The 11,445-nt window shown below is 32.3% G+C and carries 12 protein-coding genes; 1 reads left to right on the forward strand and 11 read right to left on the reverse strand.

The window, feature by feature from the left end; all coding sequences use genetic code 11:
* A partial coding sequence (locus tag P8J93_03280; GenBank protein ID MDG2060825.1) for a 4Fe-4S dicluster domain-containing protein occupies positions 1–409 on the forward strand: 409 nt, incomplete at its 5' end.
* A gap of 3 nt (positions 410–412) precedes the next feature.
* Here the strand turns inward: P8J93_03280 and P8J93_03285 are convergent.
* From P8J93_03285 to P8J93_03335, 11 genes are read right to left on the reverse strand one after another with little or no spacing between them, the layout of a single operon-like run.
* Positions 413–985 (reverse strand): DUF1285 domain-containing protein, encoded by a 573-nt coding sequence (locus P8J93_03285; protein MDG2060826.1) that lies wholly within the window; start codon positions 983–985, stop codon positions 413–415.
* Positions 982–1,602 carry a LysE family transporter gene (locus P8J93_03290; protein ID MDG2060827.1) on the reverse strand — a complete coding sequence of 207 codons (621 nt, stop codon included), beginning with the start codon at positions 1,600–1,602 and terminating at the stop codon, positions 982–984. The genes P8J93_03285 and P8J93_03290 overlap by 4 nt, the downstream gene beginning before the upstream one ends.
* A gap of 4 nt (positions 1,603–1,606) precedes the next feature.
* Complete coding sequence (gene murB / locus P8J93_03295) at positions 1,607–2,608, reverse strand: UDP-N-acetylmuramate dehydrogenase (protein ID MDG2060828.1); 1,002 nt, start codon at positions 2,606–2,608, stop codon at positions 1,607–1,609.
* Positions 2,598–3,332, reverse strand: a complete 735-nt coding sequence (gene kdsB / locus P8J93_03300) for a 3-deoxy-manno-octulosonate cytidylyltransferase (protein MDG2060829.1) — start codon at positions 3,330–3,332, stop codon at positions 2,598–2,600. The genes murB and kdsB overlap by 11 nt, the downstream gene beginning before the upstream one ends.
* Positions 3,333–3,521, reverse strand: a complete 189-nt coding sequence (locus P8J93_03305; protein MDG2060830.1) for a Trm112 family protein — start codon at positions 3,519–3,521, stop codon at positions 3,333–3,335. It abuts the gene before it with no gap.
* On the reverse strand, positions 3,518–6,337 hold the full coding sequence (gene msbA / locus P8J93_03310; GenBank protein MDG2060831.1) for a lipid A export permease/ATP-binding protein MsbA: 2,820 nt from the start codon (positions 6,335–6,337) through the stop codon (positions 3,518–3,520). Before msbA ends, P8J93_03305 begins: the two co-directional genes overlap by 4 nt.
* Before the next feature lie 52 nt (positions 6,338–6,389).
* Entirely contained in the window at positions 6,390–7,055 is a 666-nt protein-coding gene (locus P8J93_03315; GenBank protein ID MDG2060832.1) for an ATP-binding cassette domain-containing protein, read from the reverse strand.
* A complete protein-coding gene (locus tag P8J93_03320; protein MDG2060833.1) occupies positions 7,048–8,292 on the reverse strand; it encodes a lipoprotein-releasing ABC transporter permease subunit in 1,245 nt (414 codons plus the stop codon). Before P8J93_03320 ends, P8J93_03315 begins: the two co-directional genes overlap by 8 nt.
* 10 nt (positions 8,293–8,302) lie before the next feature.
* Entirely contained in the window at positions 8,303–9,721 is a 1,419-nt protein-coding gene (locus tag P8J93_03325) for a coniferyl aldehyde dehydrogenase (protein MDG2060834.1), read from the reverse strand.
* Between the two features lie 20 nt (positions 9,722–9,741).
* Positions 9,742–10,635: an SDR family oxidoreductase gene (locus tag P8J93_03330; protein MDG2060835.1), complete on the reverse strand. Its 894-nt coding sequence runs from the start codon at positions 10,633–10,635 to the stop codon at positions 9,742–9,744.
* Between the two features lie 20 nt (positions 10,636–10,655).
* Positions 10,656–11,432, reverse strand: coding sequence for an SDR family oxidoreductase (locus tag P8J93_03335; protein ID MDG2060836.1), 777 nt, complete (start codon positions 11,430–11,432; stop codon positions 10,656–10,658).
* Positions 11,433–11,445: the final 13 nt, after the last annotated feature.

Raw genomic sequence — 11,445 nt, forward strand, 5'->3', positions numbered from 1 at the left:
AAATTTACCATTTACCTTAAACCACCCCACTCCTGATTATGCATGTTTAAAAAAAGCTAGCGATATGCCAAAAATAAATTATCCAAAGCCTGATGGAGTATATTCATTTGATAAGTTATCATCTGTATATCTTTCGAACACCAATCATGAAGAAGATCAACCATGTCATCTAGTTCTAAAAGATCCTGACATACCTATTTCTAAAAATCTTCCAATCTATGATGAGCCTGCACAAAGGTATTGCCCAGCAGGAGTTTATGAGGTAATTGAGGAAGAGACTGGACCTAGATTTCAGATTAATGCTCAGAATTGCGTACACTGTAAAACTTGTGATATAAAAGATCCTTCACAAAATATTACTTGGATTACTCCGGAAGGTTCTGGCGGTCCTAATTATCCAAACATGTAACATTTAATCTTTAATCTTCGTGCCTTCTAAATTAAAGAAAGAGCCTGCACTCCATATGCCATAATTATCAGTATTATTTATCTTTTCATGTTTCCCAAGATCAATTAACTTGTAGTAGATATTTCTGCTTATAAGGCCTTCTAGATTAGATCTAACAACAACATAAGGAGATGGCTCTTGTTTTTTATTAATAACTACTCTGAGGGGATTCTCGGCACTTAATTGAAAAATATCATCTGTATTAGTTTTAAAATAAATATTCTGATTTTTTCCTGAGTTATTAACTTCAAAATCAACTATAAGAAAAGGCTTATCTTCGACATCTAATCTAATTTTTTCAACTGGAGTTACTAAATAATAATGACCATCTTCATCAAATCTTAGAACTTTACTAAAAAGCCTCACCATTCTTTCCCTTCCAATTGGAGAATTCATAAAGAACCATTGCCCCTCTCTAGAAATCCTCATATCTACATTAGCGCAAATAGGTGGATTCCATAAATGAACCGGAGGAATCCCATCTTCTTTGATATTAGTAATAGATTCAAAAATACTTGCTGGACTAATTTTATTCATAAAGGTAATTTAAAAAATAGAATTTGAATAGAAATAAAAACTAATATTACTCCCGTTATTCTTTCTAAAGAAGGCATAATTTTTTTAAATTTCTCAATATTACTGGATACATCAGTTAAATAGGAAATAAAACTAAACCAAATAAAAGTAGCTACTGCCATATACAACCCGGAAAAGATCTTTAGCTCCAAGGGAACTGTATTATCCAGAATTGCGTATATTGTTATAAAAAAGAGGAAAGCTTTAGGGTTGAATAAATTAACAATAAAACCATTCAAAAATGCTTTGAACTTACTTACAGACGATCTTGATATTGAAATATTGATTTCTGTTACTTGGGATCTATTAAACATTGATCTAAAACCAAGTATCGCTAGATATAAAGAAGCTACTAATTTAAAAATAAAAAAAAGAGAAGGTTGGTAGATTATAAAAAAACTTATTCCCAATAAAGCTATAGTTACATGAACTAATATTCCAGTTCCAATACCCATAGCAGTCCATATTCCTGAGACTCTTCCATATTTTAAAGACTGCCTCATTATTAACGCAAAATCAGGTCCTGGACTAGCTACTGCAAATAAATGCATAAACGCTATTTTGATAAAAAATTCCATATATTTATAAGATAAATTCAGGTTCTACTTCTAAAGAAAGTTTATATTTTTTTAAAACACTTTCTTTAATTTTCTTTACTAGATCTGTAATCTTATTAATAGACACGCCACTATCGGTTATTAATACCAAAGAATGCTTTTTTGATATAGATACACCGTTGCTTTCATAGCCCTTCCATCCTTCTTGTTCTAATAAATATCCGGCAGAAATCTTATATTGTTTTCCTTCTTTAAAAAAAGGGATGTTTTCATTTATTTTTAATAATTCTTTTAACATTTTTTTACCAACGATAGGGTTCTTAAAAAAACTTCCTACATTAGGTGTAGACAAGGGATCTGGCAATAAAGAAGATCTTAATGAAATAACAGCCATACAAACTTCCATAGATGAAGCCAAACTAGGATCAATATTATTTTTTAGTAAATAACTATTTAAATTAGAATAGCTAGTAGTCGGCGAATCTTTAGTATCTAATTTAAGATTTATATCTGTTATAAATAATTGCTTATTTCGTTTAAAAATACTATCTCTATAACCAAAACAACAATCCTCATTGGTTAACATTAAACTATTAGAGTTACTTAAATCGATAGCATTGACACTTATTAATTTTGAGGATAGCTCAACTCCATAAGCTCCAATATTTTGTACTGGAGAAGCTCCTACCGTGCCAGGAATTAATGATAGATTTTCTAATCCATACAGTTTATTTTGAAGTGTCCAAAGTACAGAATGATGCCAATTCTCGCCCGAGGATATAAGTACTTTATTACTAACTATTTTTTTTCCAATTAAATTATTTTTAACTACTAAATAATCTAACTTTCTTGGTAAAACTATGTTTGTTCCTCCACCCAGAGGAAAGATTGGTAAATTAATAGATCTAGCATAATCAATAGCTTCAAGTAAATCTTCTATGGACTCAATACAGCAATATCTCCTAGCTGAAGAGTGCAAACTAAGTGAATTTAAGTTTTGTAAAGAGAAATTTTTTTTAAATTCCATAACTTTCAATTATCTTTTCAGCAAGAATTATGTCTTCAGGTGTATCTATTCCTAAATGTATTTCATTGCTTGAAGATTCACCAAAAATATTTTTATTCGCGTCCAATGCTCTAAGTTGCTCTAGTTTTAGAAATTTTTCATTTATAGAAGGTTGTAGTTTTACATATTCATTTAAAAAATTTACTCTATAAGAATAAATACCTAAATGTATACCAAGGTTTGTTTTATTATTGATTCTGTCTATTTTATCTCGAGAAAAATTGACGACTTTAGAATTAGCATCTAATAACACTTTAACCCTATTTTTATTTGATATATCTGATTCTAATAAATTTAAGGTATAGAGAGTGCCCATATCAGCACTCTTATAGACGTCTAATAAATTTGCTACTTTATTTATGTCTTCTGGAAGCGTGAAGGGCTCATCACCCTGCAGATTAACTACTATTTGTTGGTCATCTAATTTTAAAAGAGATGCGGCTTCTGCCACTCTATCTGTACCAGTTTGATGATCAGTATCAGTCATAATAGATTTAGCATTAATATCTTTGCAATGAGTTGCAATCAGATCACTATCTGTAACGACATAAACTTTATCAGCTTTACTTAAAATAGCTTTTTCATGGACTCTTTGAATGAGGGTCTTTCCTTTTATATTTAATAATGGCTTATTAGGGAGTCTTGATGATTTAAGTCTAGCTGGGATAAGGACGATAAAAGACATTTAATCTAGATTTTCATCTATTAAAATTTTTCTTGCTTCTTCTGGTAACATAATTGGAATACCATCTTCAATTTTATAAGCTAACATAGACTCAAAACAAAGTAATTCATCTCCTTTAAGTAGAAGTTTACCTTTAGAAACTGGGCAAACTAATATTTCTAATAAATCGTCGTCAATTTTATTTGTCATTCATTTTTTAAATTGTTCGTTAAGTTTGTTATAAATTCTTCTGGGAGGCGAGCATTTATTTTAAAATACCATAAATTCTTTAAAGGCATATTTAAACATCTTACTGCATCTTTTTCAGTCATTATTATTGGATAATCATCATCAAAAATAAGATCATCTAATTTGTATTCATAATGATCAGAAAAGGTATGTTTTATTAGATTAAATCCTTGATCTTCTAGAGTTTTAAAAAACATTTCTGGATTACCTATTCCAGCAATTGCATGTGCATTTTTTGACAAAGGCCAATTTATAAAAGGAAATCTTTGACCATCATGAATTCTTTCCCACTCAGAAGGCTCATATTTCATTATATAGTCAGAAGAAAATTTCTTTTCTTCCCATTTTTGATGTGTACTTATAATAAAATTAACATCGGAAAGCCTTTCTATAGGTTCTCTTAAAGGGCCAGCTGGAATAGTAAGTCCATTTCCAAGACCTCTCAATCCATCGATCATCGCAATCTCTATATCTCTATTTAAATTATAATGTTGCAGTCCATCATCACTGATAATTACATCACAATCTGTTTCATTTAATAATTGAGTAATTACTTTAAGCCTATTTGGACCAACATAAACAGGCAAAGAAGTGTTCTTAAATATCAGTACCGGTTCATCTCCTGCCATATCGGAATCAATTTCATTAGTAACTTTTAATGGGTATTTTTTTGATCTACCACCATACCCTCTACTAATTATCCCTGGTTTATATCCTATTGATTTTAATGTATTTGCTAGAGAAATCACCATGGACGTTTTGCCTGTTCCTCCTAAAGATATATTTCCTACTACAATAACAGGCACATGAGATTTATAGATTTTATTGATATTTTTCTTAAATAAATTTCTTCGGTATTTACTAATGGTCCTTGTTATTAAAGAAAGGGGCCACAGCAGCCATAACCATGATTTTTTTTCTATCCAAGCCCTTTCAAGGAAACTAATTTTACTTTTAGGTGTTTCATCGGAGCGAAAAACTGTAATATCATTCCGGTCTGGAATTATTTGTTTAGTCTTTTCATCTATAAATTGATTTGCGTGAAGATCTGCATATGCACCTTTTGCACCTAATAATTCTGAATGTGTTCCTTGTTCAATTATTTTGCCTTCATCTAGTACAATTATAAGATTAGCCTTCTCTACAGTAGATAATCTATGAGCAATTATTAAAGTTGTTCTATCCTTGCTTACCTCTTCAATTGCCTCCTGAATAAACTTCTCTGACTCAGAATCTAGAGCCGATGTAGCTTCATCTAATATTAAAATAGGAGAGTCTTTTAATATTGCCCTTGCAATAGCAATTCTTTGTCTTTGACCTCCTGATAGTAATACTCCATCGTCTCCCACCATGGTTTCGTAACCATCAGGCATAGCTCTTATAAAGTCATCTGCATTTGCTCTTTTAGCTGCATTAATAATTTCTTCATGCTGTCCATCTATGGAACCATAATTTATATTTTTAGTAACAGTGTCATTAAAGAGTGTAATATTTTGTCCTACTATGGATATATGAGATCTGAGGTTCTGAATAGTGAAATCATTTATAGGTGTATTATCAATTAAAATCTCACCTTCATAATTCTGATAAAAACGTGGTATCAGATTCACTAATGTTGTTTTTCCAGCTCCCGATTTGCCAACCAAGGCAATTGTTTGACCTTTATGGATATTTAAATCAATATTCTTTAGAACATTCTTTGACAAGCCATCGGCTCCTTCATAAGAAAAAGAGACATTTTTAAATGATATTTCGCCGTTAATATTTTCTAACTCTACTTTTCCATTATCTTCTTCATCATCTTCATCTAATTGATTAAAAATATCTTCAGCAGCTGCCAACCCTTTTTGTATCTGACTATTTATTTCTGATAATTGCCTTACTGGTCTTGCTAACATTCCGGCAGCACCAAAAAAAGCGATGAAGGTTCCTGAGCTCATCACATTTATTACAGAAGAATCTAATGCAAGCCATGTAATGATTGCTAGTCCAGTAGATACAAAGATCTGTATTAAAGGAGAAGAAGCATAGTTTGTAGCTTCAAGTTTTAAGTTTTGACGTTTATTATTTTCACTTGCTTCGGTGAATCTATTATCTTCATAGATTTCACCTCCGAAAGCCTTTACCTCTTTATATGCATTGATAGTTTCTGAAGCTACATGAGTAACATCACCCATAGAATTTTGTATTCTAGTACTTATTTTTCTCAGACGCCTTGCAGCTATACTAACTACTAATGCTATAAAAGGCGCTGTAATTAAAAGCACAACTGTTAATTCCCAATTTAAAAATAATAAATATGCAATCAATCCTAATACTAATAAACCTTCTCTAAAAATAACCTTAATAGCATTGGTGGCTGCTCCTGTAACCTGAACCACATTAAATGTTATTCTTGAAATAAGATGACCAGATGATTGTTGGTCAAAATAACTACTTGGTAATACCATAATCTTTTTAAAAAGGTCAGTTCTTAAGTCATGAACTAATTTATTAGAAATTAGGGCCATTAAATAGTTTCCTATAAAAAAACCTATACCTCTAAACATAGCTATAACAACTAGAGCTGAAGGCAATAAAATTCTGTATTCATCATTTGGAGAATTAACAAAATCAATCACTTGTTTAAGCCATTCTGCTGCTGCAACTTGGGAAGCAGCTAATATAATGAAGCCTAAAGTACTAATTAAGAAAAGAGGTATATAAGGTATGACATATGAAAGAAGCCTAGAATAGGTCTTTACGCCACTAGTAGAATTACCTTTTTTTATACTCACAGTTTTATATTATAGGAAAAATTTAGAAATTCAGAATTTTGCTGTTTATATATTATTCATCCAAAGAAATAATTCTATCTAACCTATTTGCTAAATTAAGATCATGTGTGGCAATCACCAAAGACATTGAATTCTGATCAGATAGACTCATGATAAGATCGAGTATTTTTTCAGAGTTATATTTATCTAAATCTCCAGTAGGTTCATCCATAATCAAACAGGATGGTTTATTTATAAGGGCCCTTACTACAGCAACCCTTTGCCTCTCTCCTCCTGAAAGTTCTCCAGGGATATGAAATAATCTTTTTTCTAAGCCTACTTGAGAAAGTAGATCTCTAGAGAGCTCTAGAGAATCTTCTTTGTTATATTTTGCATTTATAAATAAAGGCATAGCTGCATTTTCTAAAGAATTATATTCAGGAAGTAAATGATGAAATTGATATACAAAACCAAACTCCTCATTCCTTAAGGAGGCTTTCTGGTTTGAACTAAGTTCATTTAACAGCTGTCCTTTAAATTTAATAGAACCAGAAGTAGGTGGATCTAAAGCTCCTAGAATGTGCAAAAGAGATGATTTACCAGAACCAGATTGTCCTATTATAGCTATTGACTCATTATTCATAATGCTTAAATTAAAATTTAAAAGGACCTTTACTTCATTCAAACCTTCCTTAAAGACTTTCGAAATTTGATTTAGTTCAAATATTTTTTCATTCATATCTCAAAACCTCTGCAGGCTCAAGCTTAGAAGCTAAATTTGCAGGATAAAGCGAACTTACTATAGCTAATAAAAAAGAGATAAGACAAATCACTATTATCCAAGTGGGCCTTAAATCTATAGGAAAATAATTAATAAAATAAGCATCCAGAAGATGCATGCCAAGAGATTCTTCTAAGAAATTTATTATTGTTCCTAGATTCAGAGTAAATAATAAACCAAGCAATAAACCAGATAATGTCCCTACAAAACCTACTATTGCTCCAAAAAAAATGAATACCCTACCCAAAGATGCTCTTGTGGCACCTAATGTTAAAAGGATTGCTATTTGAGACTTTTTTTCATTAATTATCATAACTAAAGTTGAAACTAAATTAAAAGCTGCCACTAAAATAATTGTAAAAAGTAAAAGGGAAACTAAAAATTTTTCCATTTGAATTGCCTTAAATAATGTTCCATATGAATTTGTCCAATCGTTAGAAGTGTAGGTTTGATCATTTAGTTGATTTATTAATTTCACGTCCTCTTTTATTTGCCTCTTTGCAATAAAAAGATCTGAATATTTAATTCTTAGACCATGCACCTTATCTTCAGTACGTAATAATTTTGAAGCTTTATTTAGATTTATAAATACGAAACTTTGGTCAATTTCAGGAGAGCCTATACTAAAGATTGTAGAAACTTTAAATCTCTTTGTCCTAGGAAAAGTTCCTAATAGGCCCATAGTAGTATCTGGGACTAATAAGTTTACAAAATCTCCTATGTTAACTCTCAGTTGCATAGCAAGAATATCACCTATTGCAATATTATATTCTTGATCATTTAAACTATCCCAATTACCAACTATTATATGATTTGGTATTGTAGAAACAGTCCTTTCTAGATCTGGATGTACTCCGTAAACTATTACGCCCTTCAATTGATCACTAGAATTTATTAAGCCTTGTGTTTCTATAAAAGGACTAGACCCTAGTATAAGTACTTGCTGATCAGTTTTTTTGATTAGATCTTTCCAGTCATCTATGAAAGGTTGTCCTTGAATGTTAGCATGTGGAATTGCTTGTAGAACCCTTTGCTTTAGTTCTTTCTCAAATCCATTCATAACTGAAGTTACGAGTATCAAAACTGTAACTCCAAGTGTTATGCCAACAAATGACATTATTGAAGTAAAAGATAAAAATCCTCGACGTTTACTCCTGAAATATCTAAAAGCAATACTTAAAGATAGTAAATTCATTGGTTAAGTTTTATAACTCTTTACTTTTAGATGTTTTTTTATAAGGAGGAACAAAACCTGCTAATTTATTAAGATTTATCTTTGATTGCCTATAAGTAGCTTTTGCATGACTAAATTCTTTAAATCCATCGAAACCATGATAAGAACCCATGCCGCTTGGACCAACACCTCCAAAAGGTAAATCTTCCATGGTTATATGTGATATGACATCATTTAATGTAACTCCGCCTGAGGTGGTAGAATTTATAACCAAATTCTGTTCAGAATTGTCATCACCGAAATAATATAAACCTAATGGCCGATCTTTAGAATTAACATAAGAAATGGCCTCTGAAACGTTATCGTAAGTTTTAACGGGTAAAATAGGACCAAATATTTCCTCTTGCATTATAGACATATCATCAGTTGGATTTAAAACTAAAGTAGGAGGTATCTTGTAATGAGCTTGTTGACTAAAATCTTCATCTCCCGGATTGATCTCTACAATGTCTGCTCCTTTTTCTTTTGCATCTTCTACATGTTTCAGGATCCTGTCATAATGTTTTTCATTTATGACTGAAGTATAGTCATTATTATCTTTAAGAGTTGGATACATTTTTGTGACAACATTAACGCTTTCCTCTACAAATTGATCTAAATCATCTTTAGCAATTAGTGCATAATCAGGTGCTAAACATATTTGCCCTGCATTCATTGCTTTACCTTGCATAACTCTTTGGGCAACTTCTGGTATATCAGTACCCTTGCCAATAATAACCGGGGACTTTCCACCAAGTTCAAGAGTCAATGGAACAAGATTTTCTGAAGCTGCTCTCATAACATGCTTAGCTATTTCCGTGCCGCCCGTAAATAACAAATGATCAAATGGCAGTGCGCTAAAACTTGCTCCAACGCTAGGATCTCCTGTAAATACAGAAATTTCTGTTTCGTCGAAATACTTATTGAACATTATTTTAGTTAATTCAGATGATGCCGGGGTGTACTCAGAAGGCTTGAGCATTATTCTATTTCCAGCAGCAATTGCTCCTGCCATAGGTGCAATTGCTAGTTGAAAAGGAAAATTCCATGGACTTATAATACCCACTACACCTTTTGGTTGATATTTAATCCAAGCTTTTGCTCCCAAAAGTCTTAAAAGAGATCCTAGTGGGGCAATAGCAGCTTTCCTAGATTCAACTTTCATCCATTTCTTTAAATTCTTTTTAGCATGTTTAATAGGGCCAACAACGGTCTCGATCTCTGTTATTGAGGACATCACCGGATCTCTATTACCAAAATCTTCTTGAAGAACTTTTATAATTTCATCTTTATGTTCCTGCACCATTGCTGTGCAGCGATCTAATCTGTCTGTTCTTAATTTATAGTCAGGTGCCCCTTCTTCTATATTCAATTTTTTTTGGGCCTCTAAAACCCTAATCATTTCACTCATTATCTATACCTTTAATTATTTTAGACAGATCTCTTTGCTTTGTCCTTTTCGTTAGTTGCCTTGATATTTCCTTTAATAGCTTCCCAATCTTCATCTTTTAATGAAGATAGATGAGAAAAAGTTCCCCCTGTTAGATATTGGCCACCATCTATAGCAATAGTTTGGCCTGTTAGATAATCACACCCATCAGACATTAAAAATGTTGCTAAATTACCTAGTTCTTCCATTTCTCCAACTCGATCCATAGGATTACCTGGAAGAGAATTATTTGTTTCACCTAAACCCGAATTCCCATCACCGGTATCAGGAGATAACCTGGCCCATGCTCCTTCCGTAGGAAATGGTCCAGGAGCTATAGCATTAACTCTTATACCTCTTGATCCCCACTCTACAGCTAATGATTTAGTCATGCCATGAACAGCTGTTTTAGACATAGTGGAAGGAGTAACATATGCAGAGCCTGTCCAGACCCAAGTTGCTAAAATAGATATGATGCTCCCTGGCCTGTTTAGCTCTAACCATCTTTTACCGACAGAATGTGTGACATAGAAGGTTCCATGAAAAACAATGCTTGCTATAGCATCAAAACCTCTATGTGAGAGGTCTTCTGTTCTACTTATAAAATTACCGGCTGCATTATTAATTAAACCATCGAGCGGAGCCTCTTCGAAGATATTATTTATTACATCATCTACATCTTGAGCCCCACGAATATCTAAACCATAGAATTTAACAATTCCACCGGTCTCTTCCATAAGTTCTTTTGAAGTATTCTCTAAAATCTCTTCTCTTCTGCCACATATAATTACTTCGGCTCCGTATTTTAGTAAGTAACGTGCCATCTCCTTACCTAGGCCTGTTCCTCCTCCTGTTATAAGTATTCTTTTTCCTTTTAATAAATTATCTTTATACATATTTTTTTAATCCTTAAATATTAACCTAAATGAACCCCTCCATCTAAAGGTATTGTTGCACCTGTAATATATGAACTTGCTTTTGAAGCCATAAATAATGAAGTAGCCATCATATCATCTTCTGTTCCATGCCTTCCAATTGGAGTACCCTGACCTGCCCTATCTAGGAAAGAAACTCCATCACCGGTATCAAACTCCGTCATTTTACTTGGAAAAGGACCTGGTGAAATAGTATTGATATTTATATTGTCTTTAGCAAATTCCTTAGCAAGCACTCTAGTTAAATGATGGATAGCAGCTTTACTTGCATTGTATGCATAAGCTCCAAGAGATGAACCTAAAACTGCAGCAGGAGAACCTATATTTATTATTCTAGAAGGATCCTCCTTTGAGCCAGAAATCTTTAGAAGAGGATGAAGTTCTTTTATCAAATGAAAAGGTGAGCCTACATTAACTTTCATAACCATATCCCACTTATCTATTGGATAATCCTTTAACGTTGAACCCCAAGTCTTTCCAGCATTATTTACGAGTATGTCTAACTTATCTTCTTTTAATTTAAAGCTTTCAGCGAGACTAATAACCCCTTCTTGATTTGATAAATCTGTAGGTATGGATTCACAAGTACCATCTTTCGATAATTCTTTAGCAATAGATTCACAAACTTCTCCGTCTCTAGAAGAGATATATACTTTTGCTCCAGACTTGACAAAAGCCTTAGCTATCATTAAACCCACCCCTCTGCTGCCACCAGTTACAATAGCAACCTTGCCTTTTACTGAAAAAATATTATCCATATTATTTTAAAAA

This window comes from SAR86 cluster bacterium, from assembly GCA_029268615.1.
Lineage (GTDB): Bacteria > Pseudomonadota > Gammaproteobacteria > Magnimaribacterales > Magnimaribacteraceae > JAQWNM01.